The sequence below is a fragment of the Variovorax sp. efr-133-TYG-130 genome, from assembly GCF_030208835.1.
Lineage (GTDB): Bacteria > Pseudomonadota > Gammaproteobacteria > Burkholderiales > Burkholderiaceae_C > Variovorax.
Map to the genome: position 1 here is coordinate 89,560 of NZ_JARVTD010000044.1, position 20,783 is coordinate 110,342.

Annotated in this window: 19 protein-coding genes; 13 read left to right on the forward strand and 6 right to left on the reverse strand. The window is 66.3% G+C overall.

Annotated features, from left to right (window positions below; all coding sequences use genetic code 11):
- The gene (metK, locus tag QRN67_RS31365; RefSeq protein WP_081268060.1) at positions 1-1,188 is read right to left on the reverse strand and encodes a methionine adenosyltransferase; all 1,188 of its coding nucleotides are present in this window, start codon (positions 1,186-1,188) and stop codon (positions 1-3) included.
- A gap of 217 nt (positions 1,189-1,405) precedes the next feature.
- Between metK and QRN67_RS31370 the strand changes: the two genes are divergently transcribed.
- On the forward strand, positions 1,406-2,296 hold the full coding sequence (locus QRN67_RS31370; RefSeq protein WP_285414960.1) for a lysophospholipid acyltransferase family protein: 891 nt from the start codon (positions 1,406-1,408) through the stop codon (positions 2,294-2,296).
- Positions 2,293-3,177, forward strand: a complete 885-nt coding sequence (locus tag QRN67_RS31375; protein WP_285414961.1) for an LpxL/LpxP family acyltransferase — start codon at positions 2,293-2,295, stop codon at positions 3,175-3,177. The genes QRN67_RS31370 and QRN67_RS31375 overlap by 4 nt, the downstream gene beginning before the upstream one ends.
- On the opposite strand, the gene QRN67_RS31380 is transcribed toward QRN67_RS31375, so the two are convergent.
- Positions 3,171-4,085 (reverse strand): alpha/beta fold hydrolase, encoded by a 915-nt coding sequence (locus tag QRN67_RS31380; RefSeq protein ID WP_285414962.1) that lies wholly within the window; start codon positions 4,083-4,085, stop codon positions 3,171-3,173. The genes QRN67_RS31375 and QRN67_RS31380 overlap by 7 nt on opposite strands.
- Before the next feature lie 86 nt (positions 4,086-4,171).
- Complete coding sequence (yihA, locus tag QRN67_RS31385; protein WP_285414963.1) at positions 4,172-4,912, reverse strand: ribosome biogenesis GTP-binding protein YihA/YsxC; 741 nt, start codon at positions 4,910-4,912, stop codon at positions 4,172-4,174.
- Between the two features lie 73 nt (positions 4,913-4,985).
- Here yihA and QRN67_RS31390 point away from each other — a divergent pair, with 73 nt between their 5' ends.
- The 5 genes from QRN67_RS31390 (at position 4,986) to msrQ (ending at position 11,102) form a co-directional block, all read left to right on the forward strand.
- The gene (locus tag QRN67_RS31390) at positions 4,986-5,666 is read left to right on the forward strand and encodes a c-type cytochrome (RefSeq protein WP_081268055.1); all 681 of its coding nucleotides are present in this window, start codon (positions 4,986-4,988) and stop codon (positions 5,664-5,666) included.
- 121 nt (positions 5,667-5,787) lie between these two features.
- Positions 5,788-7,959, forward strand: coding sequence for a cytochrome c biogenesis protein ResB (locus tag QRN67_RS31395; protein ID WP_285414964.1), 2,172 nt, complete (start codon positions 5,788-5,790; stop codon positions 7,957-7,959).
- Entirely contained in the window at positions 7,956-9,272 is a 1,317-nt protein-coding gene (ccsB, locus tag QRN67_RS31400) for a c-type cytochrome biogenesis protein CcsB (RefSeq protein WP_106935557.1), read from the forward strand. The genes QRN67_RS31395 and ccsB overlap by 4 nt, the downstream gene beginning before the upstream one ends.
- A 116-nt stretch (positions 9,273-9,388) precedes the next feature.
- Positions 9,389-10,411: a protein-methionine-sulfoxide reductase catalytic subunit MsrP gene (msrP, locus tag QRN67_RS31405; RefSeq protein ID WP_106935556.1), complete on the forward strand. Its 1,023-nt coding sequence runs from the start codon at positions 9,389-9,391 to the stop codon at positions 10,409-10,411.
- A gap of 28 nt (positions 10,412-10,439) precedes the next feature.
- A complete protein-coding gene (gene msrQ, locus QRN67_RS31410; RefSeq protein WP_285414965.1) occupies positions 10,440-11,102 on the forward strand; it encodes a protein-methionine-sulfoxide reductase heme-binding subunit MsrQ in 663 nt (220 codons plus the stop codon).
- A gap of 18 nt (positions 11,103-11,120) precedes the next feature.
- Here msrQ and lysA read toward each other — a convergent pair whose 3' ends face one another.
- Positions 11,121-12,410, reverse strand: coding sequence for a diaminopimelate decarboxylase (lysA, locus tag QRN67_RS31415; protein WP_285414966.1), 1,290 nt, complete (start codon positions 12,408-12,410; stop codon positions 11,121-11,123).
- On the reverse strand, positions 12,407-12,661 hold the full coding sequence (lptM, locus tag QRN67_RS31420; RefSeq protein ID WP_503010962.1) for an LPS translocon maturation chaperone LptM: 255 nt from the start codon (positions 12,659-12,661) through the stop codon (positions 12,407-12,409). The genes lysA and lptM overlap by 4 nt, the downstream gene beginning before the upstream one ends.
- Before the next feature lie 36 nt (positions 12,662-12,697).
- Between lptM and cyaY the strand changes: the two genes are divergently transcribed.
- On the forward strand, positions 12,698-13,030 hold the full coding sequence (gene cyaY, locus QRN67_RS31425; protein ID WP_081266477.1) for an iron donor protein CyaY: 333 nt from the start codon (positions 12,698-12,700) through the stop codon (positions 13,028-13,030).
- Between the two features lie 12 nt (positions 13,031-13,042).
- Here cyaY and QRN67_RS31430 read toward each other — a convergent pair whose 3' ends face one another.
- Entirely contained in the window at positions 13,043-15,454 is a 2,412-nt protein-coding gene (locus tag QRN67_RS31430; protein ID WP_106935552.1) for a penicillin-binding protein 1A, read from the reverse strand.
- A 239-nt stretch (positions 15,455-15,693) separates the two neighbouring features.
- On the opposite strand from QRN67_RS31430, the gene QRN67_RS31435 reads away from it, so the two are divergent.
- From QRN67_RS31435 to QRN67_RS31455, 5 genes are read left to right on the forward strand one after another with little or no spacing between them, the layout of a single operon-like run.
- Positions 15,694-16,773: a pilus assembly protein PilM gene (locus QRN67_RS31435; protein WP_081266475.1), complete on the forward strand. Its 1,080-nt coding sequence runs from the start codon at positions 15,694-15,696 to the stop codon at positions 16,771-16,773.
- Positions 16,770-17,393 (forward strand): PilN domain-containing protein, encoded by a 624-nt coding sequence (locus QRN67_RS31440; protein WP_081266474.1) that lies wholly within the window; start codon positions 16,770-16,772, stop codon positions 17,391-17,393. The genes QRN67_RS31435 and QRN67_RS31440 overlap by 4 nt, the downstream gene beginning before the upstream one ends.
- 6 nt (positions 17,394-17,399) lie before the next feature.
- Positions 17,400-18,077 (forward strand): type IV pilus inner membrane component PilO, encoded by a 678-nt coding sequence (locus QRN67_RS31445; protein WP_081266473.1) that lies wholly within the window; start codon positions 17,400-17,402, stop codon positions 18,075-18,077.
- Positions 18,074-18,613, forward strand: coding sequence for a pilus assembly protein PilP (locus QRN67_RS31450; protein WP_285414968.1), 540 nt, complete (start codon positions 18,074-18,076; stop codon positions 18,611-18,613). Before QRN67_RS31445 ends, QRN67_RS31450 begins: the two co-directional genes overlap by 4 nt.
- Entirely contained in the window at positions 18,610-20,781 is a 2,172-nt protein-coding gene (locus tag QRN67_RS31455; RefSeq protein WP_081266471.1) for a type IV pilus secretin PilQ, read from the forward strand. Before QRN67_RS31450 ends, QRN67_RS31455 begins: the two co-directional genes overlap by 4 nt.
- The last annotated feature ends 2 nt before the right edge of the window (positions 20,782-20,783 follow it).

The window sequence follows — 20,783 nt, forward strand, 5'->3', positions numbered from 1 at the left end:
TCAGCCCTTGATGCCGGCGGCTGCGCGCAGGGCGGCTGCCTGGTTGGTGGCTTCCCAGGTGAACTCGGGCTCTTCGCGGCCGAAGTGGCCGTAGGCGGCGGTCTTCTGGTAGATCGGGCGCAGCAGGTCGAGCATCTGGATGATGCCCTTCGGGCGCAGGTCGAAGTGCTCGCGCACGAGTTCGGCGATCTTCTCGTCGGAGATCACGCCGGTGCCTTCGGTGTAGACCGTGATGTTCATCGGCTCGGCCACGCCGATGGCGTACGCCACCTGGATCTGGCACTGGCGCGCCAGGCCGGCGGCCACGATGTTCTTGGCCACGTAGCGCGCGGCGTAGGCGGCCGAGCGGTCGACCTTGGACGGGTCCTTGCCCGAGAACGCGCCGCCGCCGTGCGGGCATGCGCCGCCGTAGGTGTCGACGATGATCTTGCGGCCGGTGAGGCCGCAGTCGCCCTGCGGGCCGCCGATGACGAAGCGGCCGGTCGGGTTGATCAGGTAGCGCGTGTCCTTGAGCCACTCCTTGGGCAGCACGGGCTTGATGATCTCCTCGATGATGGCTTCGTTGAACGAGGCCTTCATCTTGGTCGGCGTCTCGCTCTGGTCGGGGCTGTGCTGGGTGGAGAGCACCACGGTGTCGATGCTGTGCGGCTTGCCGTCCACGTAGCGCATCGTGACCTGGCTCTTGGCGTCGGGGCGCAGGAACGGCAGGCGGCCATCCTTGCGCAGCTGGGCCTGGCGCTCGACGAGGCGGTGCGCGTAGTAGATGGGCGCGGGCATCAGCTCGGGCGTTTCGTCGCAGGCGTAGCCGAACATCAGGCCCTGGTCGCCGGCGCCGGTGTTCAGGTGGTCGTCGGATGCGTGGTCCACGCCCTGGGCGATGTCGTTGGACTGCTTGTCGTAGCAGACCATCACGGCGCAACCCTTGTAGTCGATGCCGTAGTCGGTGTTGTCGTAGCCGATGCGCTTGATGGTGTCGCGCGCGACCTGGATGTAGTCGACGTGCGCGTTGGTCGTGATTTCGCCGGCGAGCACCACGAGGCCGGTGTTGGTCAGCGTCTCGGCGGCCACGCGGCTGCGGGGGTCCTGCTCGAAGATCGCGTCCAGGATGGCATCCGAGATCTGGTCGGCGACCTTGTCGGGGTGGCCTTCGGAGACGGATTCGGAAGTGAAGAGGAAATCGTTCGCCATTTGTTCAAAACTCCTTGAAGTGATTTGGCGCGTTGCCAACTCTGCGGAGCCCTGGCGAACGCTTTAGCAGATGCCGGTTGCCCGGCGGGGCACAATCGCCTCGGCGCTTGTGTTTGTCGCCCTGCAAGTTGTTCCGTAACTCGGCGACAATTTGGATTCTATTCGAGCCGTGCCTACCATGCGCGCGCGTCCGTTTTTTGACCCCCTCCCGTTTTCAATGATCACCCTGTTTCGCCTGCTTGCCCGCTTGCCGATGCCGTTGATGCATCGTCTCGGCGCCATGCTGGGCTGGCTGGTCTGGTGGTGCGCGCCGGGCTACCGCCGCCGCTTCAAGGCCAACGCCGAGAGCGCGGGCTTCGCTCCGGGCCAATACCGTCCCGCCATCGCCGCCGCCGGCAAGATGGCCTCCGAACTGCCCTGGCTCTGGCTGCGCCCGCACGGCCAGACCGTGCTGGACCGCGTGGTGCGCTGGGAAGGCGTCGAGGCCTTCGAGGCCGCCGTGCAGGCGAAGAAGGGCGTGATCCTCGTCGCGCCGCACCTGGGCAGCTGGGAAATGTGCGGCCAGGCCATCGGCGAACGCTTCCTGGCGGCCTACGGGCCCATCACCGCGCTGTTCCGCCCGGCGCGCAAGAAATGGATGGCCGACCTGATCGCCGCCGGCTCGCGCGACCGGCCCGGCCTGCAGACGCTTCCCACCAACAACAGCGGCGTGCGCGGCCTCATCCGCACGCTGCGCAGTGGCGGCTACACCGGCATCCTGCCCGACCAGGTGCCCCCGCTGGGGCAGGGCGTCTGGGCGCCGTTCCTGGGCCGCCCCGCCTACACCATGACCTTGCTTCCCCGCCTCGCGCAACAGACCGGCGCGGCCTGCTTCCTGAGCGTCTGCGAACGCCTGCCCAAGGGTGCCGGCTACGTGATCCGCTTCGAGCCGATCGTCGGCACCGCGCTGACCGACCCCTCCGCCTCCATCGAGGAGGCCGCCGCGGCCATGAACGACGGCATCGGCCGGCTGATCCACAGCCTGCCCGGCCAGTACGTGTGGGACTACGCCCGCTACAAGGAGCCGCGCGCCGAGCGCGTGGCCGCCGCCACCGGAGAGGCCGCATGAGCCTCGGTTCCCGACTCGGCATCGGCTTCATGCGCGCGATCGCGCCGCTGCCCCTGCCGCTGGTGCGCGGCTTCGGCGCGATCCTCGGCCGCATCCTGCATACCGTGGCCGTGCCGCGGCGGCGCGTGGTCGACACCAACCTCGCGGTCTGCTTCCCCGGGAAGTCGCAGGCCGAGCGCCGCGCCATCGCGCGCGAGACCTTCGTCTTCGTGGCGCAGTCGTGGCTCGACCGCGGCTGGCTCTGGCATGCGCCCGAGAAGGTGGTGGCGAGCCGGCTCAAGGTGGTCGGCGCGGCTTCGGAGATCCGCGAGATCGCCGAGGGCGACGCGCCGATGATCCTGTTCGCGCCGCACTTCTACGGCCTCGACGCCGCGGCCACCGCGCTGACCATGCACACGGCGCGCCCCTCGGCCACCATCTACACGACCCAGCGCGACCCGATGGTCGATGCCTGGATCCGCGAAGGCCGCACCCGCTTCGGCGACGTGGCGGCGCTCAACCGGGTGGACGGCATCAAGCCGGTGCTGCAGGGCCTGCGCAAGGGCGGCCTGCTGTACCTGCTGCCCGACATGGACTTCGGCCGCGACCAGACCATCTTCGTGCCGTTCTACGGTGTGCAGGCGGCCACCGTGCCTTCGCTGTCGCGCTTTGCGCGGCTGGGCAAGGCCAAGGTGGTGCCGGTGATGTCGAAGCTCACGCGCGACGGCTACGAGATCCAGGTGCTGCCGACCTGGCAGAACTTTCCGACCGACGATGTCGAGGCCGACACGGCGCTCATGAACGAGCGGCTGAAGGGCTACATCGACACGATGCCTTCCCAGTACTACTGGGTGCATCGCCGCTTCAAAACGCGCCCCGAGGGCGAGCCTCCGATCTACTGATTGCGTTCGAGAAAGCCCTCGATCTCGCGGGCGACCAACTGCGGCTGCTCGTGCACGATCCAGTGGGTCGCATCCGGCACCTTCTTGATCTCGAGCTTCGGCACGTAGTCCTCCAGGCCGTCGAGCAGGCCGGGCAGCAGCGCCGCGTCGTCCAGTGCCCAGAACACGAAGGTCGGCACATTCACCGTGAGCCGTTCGCGCGGCAGAACCGGGATGCCGTCGATGGTCTGCCCCGGCAGCGGCGGCTTCATGGGCGTCACGCGGTACAGGTTGCAGGCGCCCGTGAGGCCCGCGCCCCAGACTTCGCGGTACTTCTGCTTGACTTCTTCGGTGAGCCAGCCGAAGCCGTCCGGGCCGGCCTTCATCAGCGTGAAGAAGGGCCACATGCGCTTGAAGTCGTCGGCCGCGAGCAGCGCCTCGGCGTCGGGGCGCGCGAGGAAGTTCATGTAGGCGCTGGCTTGCTGCTGCGCCGCGCTGTTGCGCAGTTCGCGGGTGAAGGTGCCCGGATGCGGCGAATTGATGATGACCAGCTTGCCGACCTGTTGCGTGAAGGCGTTGGCGTAGCCCCAGCCGAAGGCGCCGCCCCAGTCGTGGGCCACCAGCGCGGCCATGGTGCCGTCGGCGCTCTCGGTGGCGGCGAGCTGCTGGATGTCCTGGATCAGGAGGTGCGGCTTGTAGGCCGCCACGTCGGTCGGCGCGCTCGATTTCTCGAAGCCGCGCAGGTTGGGTGCCACGCAGCGGTAGCCGCCGTGGGCGGGATCCGCGAAATACTCGAGCAGTTCGTCCCAGATGAACGCGGCCTCCGGAAAGCCGTGCAGGAACACCATCAGCGGCCGGCCCGGCTCGCCGGTGGCGCGGCAGCTCAGGGTGGTGCCGTTGGGCAGGCTGCGTTGGAATGTCTCGATCATGCTTCTTGTCTCCTTCGGGTTGACTGTCGCTATTCTTTTGATAGTGAACGATGCAGATGGGACGCCCGGTGCAGCCTGTTGCCGGGTCAGGCCTCCGGCGGTGGCGCGGGAGGCTCCGGCGGCGCCTCGCTGCCTTCCGGGTGCACCCAGCGCCACAGCAGTTCGGCAGCCTCGCCGACGCCCTGCTTCTTCAGCGCGGAGAACAGTTTCACCTCGCCGCCGCCGGCGTTCAGTCGCGTAATCGACAGCACCTTGGCGGCTTCGCTGCGCGTGAGCTTGTCGGACTTGGTCAGCAGCACCAGGAACTTCAGGCCCTGTTCCACGCGCGGGCGGATGACGTCGAGCAGGATTTCGTCGAGTTCGGTCAGGCCGTGGCGCGGATCGCACATCAGCACCACGCCGCGCAGGCTCTCGCGCGTCATCAGGTAGTTGCCCATGACGCGCTGCCAGCGCAGCTTGGCCTCGCGCGGCACGGCCGCGTAGCCGTAGCCGGGCAGGTCGGCCAGCACGGCGTCGTCGACCTTCTGCTTGCCGATGCCGAACAGGTTGATGTGCTGCGTGCGGCCGGGCGTCTTGGAGGCGAAGGCCAGGCGCGTCTGCTGCGTGAGCGTGTTGATGGCGGTCGACTTGCCCGCGTTGGAACGGCCGACGAAGGCGATCTCGGGCAGGTCTACAGGGGGGAGGTGCTCCAGCTGCGGGGCGCTGGTGAGGAAGTGGGCTGTGTGCAGCCAGCCCAGCGCCACGCGCTCGCGTTCGGCGACCTGGGGGTCCGCGGCGGGCGCCGCGCGGGGAGGATAGGCAGCGGGCTTGGCGCGCGGGGAGGGCATCTACGGACTTTCGAAACTAGACCCACATTGTAGAATCGTGAGGTTTTGCGCCAATAAATTCGAAGCCCCCGATATGAAGTTGTTTGCCAATATTGTGCTTGCGGCCCTCGTGGGCCTCGCATCCAGCGTGAGTTCTGCAGCCGATGAACCCGCCGCGGCTCCCGCTGCGGCGCCGGCCAAACCGGCCAAGCCGGACCCCGCCAAGGGGGACACGCTGTTCAGCGCGAGCACGCCCACGGTCCAGAGCTGTGCCTCGTGCCACAACGCCGACGGCAACTCGACCATCGCGGCGAACCCCAAGCTGGCGCAGCAACACCCCGAATACATCCTCAAGCAGTTGCAGGACTTCAAGTCCGGCAAGCGCAAGAACAGCATCATGAGCCCCATGGCCGCCAACCTGAGCGACCAGGACATGCGCGACATCGCCTGGTTCGTGGCCTCCAAGAAGATCAAGACCGGCTTCTCGAAGGACAAGGACACCGTGGCCCTGGGCGAGAAGATCTACCGCGGCGGCATCGGCGAGCGCTCCATTCCCGCCTGCGCCGGCTGCCACAGCCCCAACGGTGCCGGCCTGCCGGCCCAATACCCGCGCCTGGGCGGCCAGAACGCCGAATACACCGTGGCCCAGCTCAAGGCCTTCCGTGGCGACGGCACCCCCGTGCGCACCAACAGCGCACCCATGACCGGCGTCGCCGCCAAGCTCAACGACCGCGAAATCGCCGCCGTGGCCGACTACATCGCCGGCCTGCGCTGATGACGTCGCGCCCCCGAGCGTGAACTAACCGCCGACAACAACCCCAAACAAAGGGCGGGCCGATCCACCAGGATGGCCCGCCCTTTTGCTTTTTTCCCGTCTTCCCTTACTTTTCGCCCCGATGTCCGTCTCCACCCATGGCCTTCGCGTTCATCGCGGCCCGCAAATGCTTCGCGCTGCGGTGGAACTGCTGTCGTCGATGCGCTTCGCGATCGCGTTGCTCACCGTCATCTGCATCGCGTCGATCATCGGCACCGTGCTCAAGCAGCACGAGCCGATCAACAACTACATCAACCAGTTCGGGCCCTTCTGGGCCGAGCTGTTCCGCGCGGCGCGGCTCGACACGGTCTACAGCGCCTGGTGGTTCATGCTGATTCTGCTGTTCCTGGTGATCAGCACTTCGCTGTGCGTCGCGCGCAACACGCCGCGCATCCTGGTCGACCTCAAGACCTTCAAGGAAGACATCCGCGCGCAGAGCCTGAAGGCCTTTGGCCAGCGCGCCGAGAGCCGCCTGGGCGAAACCCCCGAGGCCGCCGCCAGGCGCATCGGGCAACTGCTGGTGAGCGGCGGCTGGAAGGTCAAGCTGCAGCAGCGCGAGGCCACCCACGGCAGCCGCCCGACCGGCGCGGGCTGGATGGTCGCGGCGCGCGCGGGCGGCGCCCACAAGCTGGGCTACATCGCAGCCCACAGCGCGATCGTGCTGGTGTGCATCGGCGGCCTGCTGGACGGCGACCTCATCGTGCGCGCGCAGACCTGGTTCAACGGCAAGAGCGTGTTCACCGGCGGCGGCATGATCGCCGACGTGGCGCCCGAGCACCGCCTGTCCGCCAGCAACCCGACCTTCCGCGGCAACATCCTCGTGCCCGAGGGCGGGCAGGGCAGCGTGGCCATCCTCAACCAGGCCGACGGCGTGCTGCTGCAGGAGTTGCCGTTCTCCATCGAGCTGAAGAAGTTCATCGTCGACTACTACTCGACCGGCATGCCCAAGCTGTTCGCCAGCGAAGTGGTGCTGCACGACCGCGAAACCGGCGAGCAGGTGCCGGCGCGCATCGAGGTCAACCATCCGGCCAGCTACAAGGGCGTGGAGATCTACCAGTCGAGCTTCGACGACGGCGGCTCCAAGGTGAAGCTCAAGGCGGTGCCGATGGCGGCCGCGGCCAAGCCCTTCGAGGTCGAGGGCATCATCGGCGGCCCGAGCACCGAAATCACCAACGGCAAGGACAAGCTCACGCTCGAATACGCCGCGCTGCGCGTGATCAACGTCGAGAACTTCGCCGACGCCGGCGCCATGAGCAGCGGCGCCGACGTGCGCAAGGTCGACCTGCGCCACGACATCGAGTCGCGCCTGGGCGCTGCCAACAAGGTCAACAAGCCGAAGGTGCTGCGCAACATCGGCCCGAGCATCGGCTACAAGCTGCGCGACGCCGCCGGCCAGGCGCGCGAGTACCAGAACTACATGGTGCCGGTCGACACCGGCGACGGCCAGCCGGTGTTCCTGCTCGGCATGCGCGAGAAGCCCGAAGACCCGTTCCGCTACCTGCGCGTACCGGCCGACGAGCAGGGCTCCATGGACGGCTTCGTGCGCATGCGCGCCGCGCTCGCCGACCCCGACATCCGCGCGCGCGCCATCGAGCGCTACATCGCCAAGGCCACCGACCCGAAGCGCCCCGAAATGGCCGAGCAGCTGCGCGTGTCGGCCACGCGCGCTCTGGCGCTGTTCTCGGGCAGCGAGCGCGCCAGGCCGGACGCCACCGCCCTGGGCGGCTGGCAGGCGATCGCGGAGTTCATGGAAGTCAACGTGCCCGAGGCCGAGCGCGAGCGCGCGGGCGGCGTGCTGGTGCGCATCCTCAACGACGTGCTGTTCGAGGTGCTTAACCTGAGCCGCGAAGGCGCCGGCCTGGCCGTGCTGCCGAACGACGAGAAGTCGCAGGCCTACCTCACGCAGGCCGTGCTGGCCATCAGCGACGCGCACTTCTACCCGGCCCCGGTCGCGATGATGATGACCGACTTCACCCAGGTGCAGGCCAGCGTGTTCCAGGTGGCGCGCGCCCCTGGCAAGAACGTCGTCTATCTGGGCTGCCTGTTGCTGATCATCGGGATTTTTGCCATGCTGTACGTGCGCGAACGGCGTCTCTGGGTGTGGCTGACGCCCGAAGGCAATGCGGCCGACGGCGCCACCACCGCCACGATGGCGTTCTCGGTCAATCGCAAGACCATGGACAGCGACCGCGAATTCGAGCACCTCAAGCACAAGCTGCTCGCCCTGAAGAAGACGGAACCCGAGACAACATGAACACCACGACCCTCACGCTCAATGAAAGCTGGCTATCGCGCCGCAACCTGTTCGATTGGGTGTTCGCGGCGCTGGTGCTGGCGGGCGGCCTGTTCGCGTTCACGCGTTATGCGGGGTCGATGGACTACTACGAGAAGCCGATCCTCGCCGCCGCCGTGATCTCGATGATCGCCATCGGCTGGTTCTGGCGCCCGCTGCGGGTGCTGGCCATCGTGGTGGCGGCGGCGTCGCTGCTGGCCATCAGCTCGTACCAGGGCGACCTGGCGCGTGCCGACACGGTGTTCTGGCTCAAGTACTTCCTGTCGAGCCAGTCGGCCATCCTGTGGATGAGCGTGCTGTTCTTCATGAGCACGCTGTTCTACTGGCTCGGCTTCTTCGGCGGCAGGCAGTCCGACACTTTCGACATGATCGGCTCGCGCCTCGCCTGGGCCGCCGTGACGATGGCGCTGATCGGCACCATGGTGCGCTGGTACGAAAGCCACCAGCTGGGCCCGGACATCGGACACATCCCCGTGAGCAACCTGTACGAAGTGTTCGTGCTGTTCTGCTGGCTCACGGCGGCGTTCTACCTGTACTTCGAAGAGCGCTACAACACGCGCGCGCTCGGCGCCTTCGTGATGCTGGTCGTGAGCGCTGCGGTCGGTTTCCTGCTCTGGTACACCATCGTGCGCGAGGCCCACGAAATCCAGCCGCTGGTACCCGCGTTGCAGAGCTGGTGGATGAAGCTGCACGTGCCGGCCAACTTCATCGGCTACGGCACCTTCGCGCTGGCGGCCATGGTGGCCTTCGCGTATCTCATCAAGGAACAGGCCGACGAGAAGCGCTGGTACAAGCTCACGCCGATCTGGCTGCTGGGCGTGGCGCTGTGCTTCGTGCCCGTGGCCTTCCGCCAGCGCGTGCAGGAAGCCGGCGGCAGCTACTGGGTGGTCTATGCGGGCATCTCGGCGCTGATCGCCGCGGGCATCCTGCTCGGTCGCAAGCGCATCGCGGCGCGGCTGCCGGCCAACGACGTGCTCGACGACGTCATGTACAAGTCGATCACGGTCGGCTTCGCCTTCTTCACCATCGCCACCGTGCTCGGCGCCCTGTGGGCGGCGGATGCCTGGGGCGGCTACTGGAGCTGGGACCCGAAGGAAACCTGGGCGCTGATCGTCTGGCTCAACTACGCGGCCTGGCTGCACATGCGGCTCGTGAAGGGGCTGCGGGGCACCGTGGCCGCGTGGTGGGCGCTGGGCGGCCTGGCGGTCACCACCTTCGCCTTCCTGGGCGTCAACATGTTCCTGAGCGGCCTGCACAGCTACGGAACGCTGTAGGCGCGCGCCCGCAGTCTTTCGCGAAGAATTGAAACCGCGCGCCCTGCCGGCGCGTAACCAAATCGGGGCAGCTCACGAACTACCCTGAGCACAAAGATTCCAGCGAAAGGCTTGCCATGTCGTTTCATTCCCGTCCGCTTCGCCGCCACAGCAGCGACGACAACGGTTTCATCCATCCGGTGCCGAGCGAAATCACGCCGCGTGCTGCTTACGAGAGCCGGCGCGACCTGCTGAAGCTCATGGCCGGCGGCGCGGCGGGCGCGGCGCTGGCGAGCTTCGCGGCGCGCGAGGCGTGGGCCCAGACGGCGGCGCCGGGCAAGCTCGCGGCGCTGCCGGGCGCCAAGTCGGCCGTGCCGGGTGCCATGTCCATGGACAAGCTCACCGACTACAAGGACGCCTCCACCTACAACAACTTCTACGAGTTCGGCACCGACAAGGCCGACCCGGCCAAGAACGCCGGCACGCTCAAGACGCGGCCGTGGACGGTGGAGGTCGAGGGCCTGGTCAAGAAGCCGGGCAAGTACGGCATCGAAGACCTGCTCAAGCTCAGCGCGCAGGAAGAGCGCATCTACCGCCTGCGTTGCGTCGAGGGCTGGTCGATGGTGATTCCGTGGGTCGGCTACTCGCTGGCCGAGCTGATCAAGAAGGTCGAGCCGCAGGGCAACGCCAAGTTCGTCGAGTTCGTCACCCTGGCCGACCCCAAGACCATGCCCTTCGTCGGCTCGCGCGTGCTCGACTGGCCCTACACCGAAGGCCTGCGCATGGACGAGGCCATGCATCCGCTCACGCTGCTGGCCTTCGGCATGTACGGCGAGGTGCTGCCCAACCAGAACGGCGCACCGGTGCGGCTGGTGGTGCCGTGGAAGTACGGCTTCAAGTCGGCCAAGTCGATCGTCAAGATCCGCTTCGTCGAGAAGGAGCCGAGCACGGCCTGGAACAAGGCGGCGGCCAACGAATACGGCTTCTATTCGAACGTGAACCCGAACGTCGACCATCCGCGCTGGAGCCAGGCCACCGAGCGCCGCATCGGCGACGGCGGCGGCCTGTTCGCCAAGCGCCGCAAGACTGAGATGTTCAACGGCTACGAAGCCCAGGTCGGCCAGCTCTACGCCGGCATGGACCTGAAGAAGAACTACTGAGCTTGCGTCGCCGTCCGGCCGCTGCCCCATGAACAAGCTGCTCATGCATCCGGCGACCAAGCCGGTCATCTTCCTGTTGTGCCTGCTGCCGTTTGCGCGGCTGGCCTACGGAGCCTTCACGGACGGGCTCGGTGCGAACCCGGCCGAGTTCCTGATCCGTGCCACGGGCGACTGGACGCTGCGCTTCATCTGCATCGTGCTGGCGGTGACGCCGCTGCGCGTGATGAGCAAGTGGAACGCGCTCGCGCGCTATCGCCGCATGCTGGGCCTGTTCGCGTACTTCTACGTGGTGCTGCACCTGCTGTGCTACAGCTGGTTCGACATGGGCTTCGAGTGGGGCGACATCGTCAAGGACATTGCGAAGCGGCCGTTCATCCTGGTGGGTTTCACCGCCTTCGTGCTGCTGACGCCGCTGGCCGCCACTTCGTTCAACCGCGCGATCAAGGCGATGGGTGCAAAGCGCTGGCAGATGCTGCACAAGCTGGTGTACGTGATCGCGGGGCTCGGCCTGCTGCACTTCTTCTGGATGCGCGCGGGCAAGAACAACTTCGCCGAGGTTTTCGTCTACGCGGCGATCATCGCGGTGCTGCTTGCCTGGCGCGTGTGGGACTTCGCGCGCAAGCGCAGGGCAAAGGCTGCCGCTGGCGCCGCCACGGCGCGCGGCGGCAGCAAGCCGCTGCGCACCGGCTGACCGCCGGGCAAGGACGGATCAGCCGTCGATCTCGGCGCGCAGCTGGTCTTCCATCGTCTCGCGGCGGCGGATCAGCTTGGCGGTCGCGCCGCTCACCAGCACCTCGGCGGCACGGCCGCGCGTGTTGTAGTTGCTGGACATGCTCATGCAATACGCGCCGGCCGACAGCACGGCGAGCATGTCGCCAGCCACCACGTTGAGTGCGCGGTCGCGGCCGATCCAGTCGCCGCTTTCGCAGACCGGGCCGACCACGTCGTAGACCGGTGCGTCGCCGGCGCGGGTGCGCACCGGCACGATGCGCTGGAAAGCCTGGTACATCGCGGGCCTTGGCAGGTCGTTCATGGCCGCGTCGACGATGCAGAAGTTCTTGTCTTCGCCGGGCTTGGTGTAGAGCACCTCGGTCACGCACACGCCCGCATTGCCGACGAGCGAGCGGCCGGGTTCGATGACCAGCTTGCGCCTGCCGAAGCCGCGCGCGTCGAGCTTGGCGAGCAGCTGCTGCCAGAGCGCATCGGCCTTGGGCGGCACTTCGCCGTTGTAGTCGATGCCCAGGCCGCCGCCGAAGTCGAGGTGATGGATCGGCACGCCGGCCGCCTCGATGGCCTCCACGAGGTCCAGCACGCGGTCGCAGGCGTCGAGGTACGGAGAGGCTTCGGTGATCTGCGAGCCGATGTGGCAGTCGATGCCGACCACCTCGAGGCCCGGCAGCCTCGCGGCGTGGCGGTAAGCCTCCACCGCGCGGTCATGCGCGATGCCGAACTTGTTGCCCTTCAGGCCGGTGGAAATGTACGGATGCGTCTTCGGATCGACGTTCGGATTGATGCGGATGCTGATCGGCGCGCGCCGGCCTTCGGCGGCGGCAACCTCATTGAGCACGTCGAGTTCGGCCTCGCTCTCGACGTTGAAGCAGGCGATGCCGGCCGCGAGTGCCTGGCGCATCTCGGCGCGCGTCTTGCCGACGCCCGAGAAGATGATCTTCTTCGGATCGGCGCCGACCGCCAGCACGCGCGACAGCTCGCCGCCGGAGACGATGTCGAAACCGCAGCCCGCCTCGGCGAACACGCGCAGCACGCCGAGCGACGAGTTGGCCTTCATGGCGTAGCAGATGAGGGCATCGCGCCCCTCGAAGCCGCGCTGGTACGCGGCCAGGGCGTCGAGCATCCACTGCTTCGAGTAGACGAAGAGGGGGGTGCCGTGCTCGCGGGCCAGCGCGTCGAGCGCGACACCTTCGACGTGCAGCGCGCCATCGCGCTCGGCGATGTGGGGTTGGCCGGGCAGGGATGAGGACGAAGAAACGCTGCCGGTCATTTGCGGGTTCCGTTGCTGTCGTTGGTGTTGTTCGTGGTGGTGCCGCTGGCTGGCGTGGCCGGCGTGGGGGGGGTGTTCGTGCTCGAGGTGGAATCCGATCCGCCCGGCGTCAGCAGTTGGGGCAACGTCGCCCGCTGGGCCGCCGCGGGATCGGTCGGGAGGTACAAGGCTCCCTTCTGGCCGCAAGCGGCCAGACCGGTGGTGGCTGCGGCGAGGCAGACCATGAGCGCAGCGCGGACGCGGGTGCTCACTAGAATTTGGCGAACGTTCAACATAGCGAAATTGTAATGACCGACATTGAGTACATGGACCGCGCCGAAGCCGCGCTCGCCGCCATCGAGGAGAGCTGCGACCGCATCAACGACGCGACCGATGCCGACATCGACAACCAGAGGGTTGGCGGGATGATCACGATTTCATTCCAGAACGGCAGCCAGTTGATCGTGAATCTGCAGAAGCCCCTGCAGGAAATCTGGTTGGCCGCGCGTTCGGGCGGCTATCACTACCGGCACGACGGCAAGGCCTGGGTCGACACCAAGACCGGCGAAGAACTCTTCGCCAATCTCTCGCGCGAAGCGACCTTGCAGGCCGGGCAGCCGCTGGAATTCGCGGCTGCCTGATCCGCCGCCGCGTCAGTTCCTGAAGAGATCGAGGATGCGGCTGCGTTCCTCGGGCGGGGCCGGCGGGCTGACCGGCGCGCCGGTCAGGGCTTCGACCGGTGCCACGGGCGCGGCTTCCACGCCGAGCGATGCCACGCCACGTCCCGGTGCGTAGTCGTCGTAGTACCACTCGCCGCCCACGTTCACGATGCCGGAGGGCGGTGCCGTCGCGATGTCGGTCACCGGCACGCCCTTGATGGCGGTTTCCATGTAGTTGATCCAGATCGGCAGGCTCAGGCCGCCGCCGGTCTCGCGGTCGCCCAGGTTGCGGGGCGTGTCGTAGCCGATCCACGAGATGGCGGTCATGGTCGGCTGGAAGCCGGCGAACCAGGCGTCGAGTGAGTCGTTGGTGGTGCCGGTCTTGCCGTAGAGGTCGGGCCGCTTGAGCATGGCCTGCGCCTTGGCGGCGGTGCCGGCGCGCGCCACCGACTGCAGCAGCGTGTCCATGATGAATGCGTTGCGCTGTGGAATGGCGCGCAGCGACTCGTTGAGCAGCGGCGGCTGCTTGTCGACCAGCACCTTGTCCTTGTGGTCGGTGATGCGGGTCACGAGGTACGGGTTGACGCGGTAGCCGCCGTTGGCGAACACCGAGTAGCCCACCGCCATCTGCATCGGCGTGACCGAGCCCGCGCCCAGCGCCATCGGCAGGTAGGCGGGGTGCTTGTCCTTGTCGAAGCCGAAGTTGGTGATCCACTCCTGGGCGTAGCGCGTGCCGATGGACTGCAGGATGCGGATCGACACGAGGTTCTTCGACTTCATGAGCGCGGTGCGCATCGACATCGGGCCGTCGTAGCCGCCGCCGTAGTTCTTGGGCTCCCAGGGCTGGCCGCCGGTGGTGCCCGCGTCGAAGAACAGCGGGCCGTCGTTGATGACGGTGGCGGGGGTGAAGCCCTTTTCGAGCGCCGCCGAGTAGATGAACGGCTTGAAGCTCGAACCCGGCTGGCGCCAGGCCTGGGTCACATGGTTGAACTTGTTCTTGCCGAAATCGAAGCCGCCGACCAGCGCCTTGATGGCGCCGTCGCGCGGATCCATGGCGACGAAGGCGCCTTCCACTTCGGGCAGTTGGGTGATTTCCCAGGTGTTCTTCGGCGTCTTCACCACGCGGATGACCGCGCCGCGACGGATCTTGATGTTGGGCGGCGCCTTGTCGGAGAGGCCGGACTGCGCGGGCTTGAGCCCTTCGCCGGTGATCTGCACAGCGTCGCCGTTGGCGCGCACCGCGTCGATCTGCTTGGGCGTGGCCTTGAGCACCACGGCGGCCATCACGTCGCCGTTGTCTGGATGGTCGCTGAGCGCGTCGTCCACCGCTTCGTCGAGGTCCTTGGCGTCTGCGGGCAGGTCGACGAACTTCTCAGGTCCGCGATAGATCTGGCGGCGCTCGTAATCCATGATGCCCTTGCGCAGCGCCTTGTAGGCGGCTGCCTGGTCGGCCGCCACCAGCGAGGTGTAGACCTTGAGGCCGCGCGTGTAGGTGCTGTCGCCGTATTGCGCGTACATCAGCTGGCGCACCGTCTCGGCCACGTATTCGGCATGCAGGCGGTTCGGGTCGGCGGCGTCGCGCAGGTGCAGCTCTTCCTTCTTGGCCTCGGCCGCCTGCTCGGCGGTGATGAAGCCGGCTTCCTGCATGCGGTCGATCACGTAGAACTGCCGACCGCGCGCGCGCTGCGGGTTGTTCACCGGGTTGTTCGCGCCTGGCGCCTTCGGCAGGCCGGCCAGCATGGCGGCCTGGGCGATCGTGAGTTCCTGCAGGGGCTTGCCGAAATACGCTTCGGAAGCGGCGGCAAAGCCATAGGCGCGGTTGCCGAGGTAAATCTGGTTCAGGTAGATCTCGAAGATCTGGTCCTTGGTCAGCAGGTGCTCCAGCTTGAAGGTCAGGAGCACTTCGTAGACCTTGCGGGTCAGCGTCTTTTCGGAGCTCAGGTAGACGTTGCGCGCGACCTGCATGGTGATGGTCGAGGCGCCCTGGCTCTTCACCCGGTTCAGGTTGGCCAGGCCGGCGCGCACCATGCCCTTGTAGTCGACGCCGCCGTGGTCATAGAAGCGCGAGTCTTCGGCGGCGAGCACGGCGTCCTTCACGACCTTGGGGATGGCGGAGATGGGCGTCAGGTTGCGGCGCTCTTCCCCGAATTCCCCGATCAGCGTGCCTTCCGCCGAGAACACCCGCAGCGGCAGCTTGGGCCGATAGTCGGACAGCTCGCTGATGTCCGGCAGGTTGGGATACGCGACCGCCAGGGCCACCGCCACCACGCACAGGACCGACAGCACGCCGGCCGCGGCAATGCCGAATCCCCAGAAGAACAGGCGCAGCAGCCATCTCAGCCAGGCTGGGCGTTTGGGGGGAGGGGTCTTGGCTGGCCCTGTGGGGCTTGAAGTTTTTTCTTGCATGGAGGGCCGGGGAGTCACCCGACATTATAAAAAGCCGCTCCCTTCGAACCATCCGATCTTTGTTACCCTCGCGACGCGCTAATTCAAAAGTTACAGAATGCGGCTTTGCCGTCAGCTTTTGACAACGCTCCGGAACTTTGCCCCCTGGCGTCGCTTGGTTGCCGCTACGCCTGCTGCTAGCATGCAACCGAACGCAAGTTTTTCCATTGGTTACAAATACAGGGGAAAAGGGACCTCACTTGGCTTCTCTTGGATCATTGTTTCGTCGTCAGAACGCTCCCCTGCTGGGGTTGGACGTCAGTTCGTCCAGCGTCAAGCTGGTCGAGCTCGGCCGTGAGGCCAGCGGCAAGCTGGTCCTGGAACGCTGTGCCATCGAGCCTTTGGAGCGTGGCTGGATCACCGACGGCAACGTCGAGAAATTCGACGAAGTGGCCGAAGCCGTGCGCCGCGTCGTCCGCAAGAGCGGCACGCGCACGCGCAACGTCGCGCTCGCCTTGCCCCCTTCCGCGGTGATCACCAAGAAGATCATTCTTCCCGGCGGCATGAGCGAGCAGGAGCTCGAGATTCAGGTCGAGTCGGAAGCCAATCAGTACATCCCGTTCTCCCTGGATGAGGTGAGCCTCGACTTCTGCGTGACCGGCCCGAGCGCGACTTCGGCCGGCGACGTGGAAGTGCTGATTGCCGCCTCCCGCAAGGAGAAGGTCCAGGATCGCGAAGGCCTGGCCGAAGCGGCGGGGCTGAAGGCGATGATCCTGGACGTCGAGTCCTATGCCTCGCGCCTGGCGACCGCACGGCTGATCGAGCAATTGCCCGGCAAGGGCGTCGACGCCGTCGTCGCGCTTTTCGAAGTGGGCGCTTTCACCACCAGCATGCAGGTGCTGCGCAACCAGGAAGTGCTGTACGACCGCGACCAGGCGTTCGGCGGCGCCCAGCTGACCCAGCTGATCGTCCGGCAGTACGGTTTTTCCGCGGAAGAGGCCGAGGCGAAGAAGCGCAGCGGCGACCTGCCCGACGACTACGGCTCCGGCGTGCTCAAGCCCTTCGTGGAAAGCATCGCCCAGGAAATCGCGCGTGCGCTGCAGTTCTTCTTCACCAGCACGCCGCACAACCGCGTGGACTATGTGTTGCTGGCGGGCGGCTCCTCGTCGCTGCCCGGGCTGACCAACGCGGTGACGCGCCAGACCTCGTTCGCCTGTTCCCTGGTGAATCCCTTCGACGGCATGGACTTCGGCCCGAATATCCGGGAGAAGAAGGTGCGGCGCGAAGCACCTTCCTACCTCACCTCGTGCGGGCTGGCCATGCGGAGATTTCTGCAGTGATCCTGATCAATCTGCTCCCGCACCGCGAAGCCGCTCGAAAGCGGCGGCGCGAGGCGTTCTATGGAACCCTGGGCGCCGCGGCTCTCCTGGGCGTACTGATTTCCGTGCTGGGATACCTCTGGTACGAAGCCCAGATTTCCGCCCAGCAATCGAAGAACAGCTTTCTCCAGGCGGAGATCAAGAAGCTCGAAGTCGAGATCAAGGAGATCTCGACATTGCAGGAAGAAATCGCGGCCCTGCGCGCACGCCAGCAGGCGGTCGAAGACCTTCAGGGCGACCGGAATCTTCCGGTGCACCTTTTCAACGAACTGGTGCGGCAGCTGCCCGACGGCGTCTACCTGACCAGCATGAAGCAGGACAACCAGACCGTCACGCTGCAAGGCATGGCGCAGTCGAACGAGCGGGTGTCCGAACTGCTGCGCAACCTGGGCAACAACAGCCCCTGGCTCGTGAAGCCGGAACTGGTCGAAATCACTTCGGCGAACGTCAACCTGAGCCAGCGTGACCAGCGACGCGTCGCCAACTTCACGATGCGCATCGGCCTGAAGCGGCCCACCGACGCCCAGAAGGAAGCCGCCGACAAGGCGTTGACGCCCGCCGCGGCGCAATCCAAGGGGTAACCGATCATGGCAAGCAAACGATCCTTACCCAAAGTGGATGTCGGCGCTGCATTGCAGCGTTTCAGCGAGCAGTTCCGCGGGCTCAATCCGAACGACCCCTCCGTGTGGCCGGCCATACCGCGCTATGCGCTGTGCCTGGCGGTGACCGCACTGGTGCTGGTGGCCCTGTGGTTCGTCTGGCTGACCAATTCGAACGACGAACTCGAAGCCGAGCGAAACAAGGAAGTCACGCTCAAGGCCGACTATCAGAAGAAGGTCGCGCAGGCCGCCAACCTCGACCTGCTGAAGAAGCAGCGCGAGCAGGTGCAGCAGTACGTGACCCTGCTCGAGAAGCAGCTGCCCAGCAAGGCGGAAATGGATGCGCTGCTCTCGGACATCAACCAGGCCGGACTTGGCCGCAGCCTGCAGTTCGAACTGTTCCGGCCCGGCCAGGTGGTGGTCAAGGACTACTACGCCGAATTGCCGATCGCGGTCCGCGTCACCGGCAAGTACCACGACATGGGCGCCTTCGTGGCCGACGTCGCCGGCCTCTCGCGCATCGTGACGCTCAACGGCGTGACGATCACCCCGCTGAAGGACAAGGACACGCTGACGATGGACGCCACGGCGCGCACCTTCCGTTATCTGGACGATGACGAGCGGGCTGCCCAGAAGCGCGCTGCAGCACCGAAGGCGAAGAAATGAAAGTCGCCACCAAAGTCATAGGGATCATGCTGGTCGCCGCGGGCCTCAGCGCCTGCGATTCCGACCAGGAAGACCTGCAGCGCTGGATGGCCGAGCAGCGCGCCCAGGTGAAGCCCTCGGTGCCCCGCATCACGGAGCCCAAGAAGTTCACGCCGCAGACCTACACCGAAGCATCCTCGTTCGAGCCGTTCAACATGCTGAAGCTCACGCAGGCGCTGCGCCGCGAATCGAACCAGCCGAGCACCTCGGAGCTGATCGCGCCCGAGCTGGCGCGCCGCAAGGAAGCGCTCGAAGCCTTCCCGCTCGACGCCATGGCGATGGTGGGCAGCATGAACCGCAACGGCCAGCCGGTGGCGCTGGTGCGTGTCGACAAGCTGCTCTACAAGGTGCGCGTCGGCGAATACCTGGGGCTCAACTACGGGCGCATCACCCGTATCAACGAAACCGAAGTGGCCTTGCGCGAAATCGTGCAGGACGCCGCCGGTGAATGGATCGAACGCGTAGCCACGCTGCAGTTGCAAGAGAGTGCGAAATGAACCAGAAAAAATCAACGATGGCACAGTGGCTGCGCGCTGCCGGGCTGGGTCTGCTGACCTTGGGCGCCTGGGCCGTGGCCCATGCGCAGAACGCGATCGAATCCGTCACCAGCTCGACGCAATCCGGCGCGGAAGTGATCCGCATCGATCTCGCGCAGCCGCTCGCCGCGGTTCCGGCGGGATTCGCCGTTCAGACGCCTGCACGCATCGCGCTTGATTTCCCGGGCGTCACGAACGCCATCGGACGCTCCGCCATCGAAGTGAACCAGGGCAACCTGCGCTCGGTCAACGTGGTCCAGGCCGGCGACCGCAGCCGCGTGGTGCTGAACCTGAAACAGGCAACCGCCTACAAGGCCGAAATCCAGGGCAAGTCGCTGCTGGTCGTGCTCGAGCCCGTGGCCGGTACGGCGCTTGCCGTGTCCGCCGCCACCACCTTCGCCGAGAACCGCAACCGCGACACCCTGCCGCTGCGCGATGTCGACTTCCGCCTCGGCTCCGACAACACCGGCCGCGTGATCGTCGATCTGCCGAACAACCAGGTCGGCGTCGACGTCAAGCAGCAGGGCAAGAACCTCGTCGTCGAGTTCACCAAGTCGACCTTGCCCGAAGGCCTGCGCCGCCGCCTCGACGTGGCGGACTTCGGTACCCCGGTGCAGCTGATCACCTCGCAGCAGGCCGGCGACCGCGTGCGCATGACCATCGAGGCCAAGGGCGACTGGGAGCACAGCGCCTACCAGAGCGAAAACCAGTTCGTGGTCGAGATGCGGGCCCGCAAGGTCGATCCGACCAAGCTGACCCAGGGCGTCGGCTACAACGGCGAAAAGCTCTCGCTGAACTTCCAGAACATCGAGATCCGTTCGCTCCTGCAGGTGATCGCCGACTTCACGAACTTCAACATCGTGACCTCCGACTCGGTGACCGGTGCCCTGACGCTGCGCCTGAAGGACGTGCCCTGGGACCAGGCGCTCGACATCATCATGCAGGCCAAGAACCTGGGCATGCGCAAGAACGGCAGCGTGCTGTGGATCGCGCCCAAGGATGAGATCAACGCCAAGGAAAAGCTCGAATTCGAGGCCAAGGCCACGATCGAGAACCTGGAGCCGCTGCGGACCCAGTCGTTCCAGCTCAACTACACCAAGGCCATTGCCATTGCGCAAGGCCTGACCGGCACGGGCGCCTCCGGCGGTGGCGGTGGCGGCGGTGGTACCACCACCCGTATCCTGAGCCCCCGTGGCAGCGTGATCGCGGAATCCCGCACGAACCAGTTGTTCGTGTCGGACATCCCGTCGCGGCTCGCGCAGATCGCCGACCTCATCCAGAAGCTGGACATTCCGGTGCGCCAGGTGCTGATCGAAGCCCGGATCGTCGAAGCTTCCGACACCTTCGGCAAGTCGCTGGGCGTCAAGCTGGGCGGCGGCGTGATCAACCGCAACAACTCGTTCGGTACCTGGCCCTCGGTGACCGGCGGGGGAACCACCTCTTCGTCCACGACGACCGGCGGCACCACGACGCTGAGCTCGACCACTACCAGCCCGACCGTCACTTTCGGCTCGCCGACCAGCAGCAACTTCATCAACCTGCCTGCAGGCGATGCGGGCGGCACGGGCAACTCGGCCGGTTCCTTCGCGTTCTCGCTCTTCAATTCGAGTTTCTCGCGCATGCTGAACCTCGAAATCTCCGCGCTCGAAGCCGATGGCAAGGGCAAGCTGGTTTCCAGCCCCCGCGTCATCACGGCCGACCAGACCAAGGCGCTGATCGAGCAGGGTGAGGAAATTCCCTACCAGCAGGCCACGTCGAGCGGCGCGACCTCCATTTCGTTCCGCAAGGCCGTGCTGAAGCTGGAAGTGACGCCGCAGATCACGCCCGAGGGCAACATCATCCTGACCCTGGACGTGAGCAAGGATGCGCGCGGCGTCAACACTTCCGCCGGCCCCGCCATCAACACCAAGCACGTGCAGACCGAAGTGCTGGTCGAGAACGGCGGCACGGTCGTCATCGGTGGTATCTTCGAACTCACCGAAACCAATGACGAATCGCGCGTGCCGGTGCTGGGTGAAGTGCCCTACCTGGGTGCACTGTTCCGCAAGCGCGAACGCGTTGCCAACAAGACTGAAATGCTCGTCTTTATCACCCCGAAGATGATTACCGACCGCAACGCCGCGCGCTGACG

Coding starts and splice junctions, on each gene's coding strand:
- QRN67_RS31390 (WP_081268055.1), top strand. CDS start 4,986: ATGAAGTTGTTTGCCAATATTGTGCTTGCGGCCCTCGTGGGCCTCGCA.
- msrP (WP_106935556.1), top strand. CDS start 9,389: ATGTCGTTTCATTCCCGTCCGCTTCGCCGCCACAGCAGCGACGACAAC.
- QRN67_RS31430 (WP_106935552.1), bottom strand. CDS start 15,454: ATGCAAGAAAAAACTTCAAGCCCCACAGGGCCAGCCAAGACCCCTCCC.
- QRN67_RS31375 (WP_285414961.1), top strand. CDS start 2,293: ATGAGCCTCGGTTCCCGACTCGGCATCGGCTTCATGCGCGCGATCGCG.
- yihA (WP_285414963.1), bottom strand. CDS start 4,912: ATGCCCTCCCCGCGCGCCAAGCCCGCTGCCTATCCTCCCCGCGCGGCG.
- metK (WP_081268060.1), bottom strand. CDS start 1,188: ATGGCGAACGATTTCCTCTTCACTTCCGAATCCGTCTCCGAAGGCCAC.
- lysA (WP_285414966.1), bottom strand. CDS start 12,410: ATGACCGGCAGCGTTTCTTCGTCCTCATCCCTGCCCGGCCAACCCCAC.
- cyaY (WP_081266477.1), top strand. CDS start 12,698: ATGACCGACATTGAGTACATGGACCGCGCCGAAGCCGCGCTCGCCGCC.
- QRN67_RS31380 (WP_285414962.1), bottom strand. CDS start 4,085: ATGATCGAGACATTCCAACGCAGCCTGCCCAACGGCACCACCCTGAGC.
- ccsB (WP_106935557.1), top strand. CDS start 7,956: ATGAACACCACGACCCTCACGCTCAATGAAAGCTGGCTATCGCGCCGC.
- QRN67_RS31455 (WP_081266471.1), top strand. CDS start 18,610: ATGAACCAGAAAAAATCAACGATGGCACAGTGGCTGCGCGCTGCCGGG.
- QRN67_RS31445 (WP_081266473.1), top strand. CDS start 17,400: ATGGCAAGCAAACGATCCTTACCCAAAGTGGATGTCGGCGCTGCATTG.
- QRN67_RS31450 (WP_285414968.1), top strand. CDS start 18,074: ATGAAAGTCGCCACCAAAGTCATAGGGATCATGCTGGTCGCCGCGGGC.
- msrQ (WP_285414965.1), top strand. CDS start 10,440: ATGAACAAGCTGCTCATGCATCCGGCGACCAAGCCGGTCATCTTCCTG.
- QRN67_RS31370 (WP_285414960.1), top strand. CDS start 1,406: ATGATCACCCTGTTTCGCCTGCTTGCCCGCTTGCCGATGCCGTTGATG.
- QRN67_RS31395 (WP_285414964.1), top strand. CDS start 5,788: ATGTCCGTCTCCACCCATGGCCTTCGCGTTCATCGCGGCCCGCAAATG.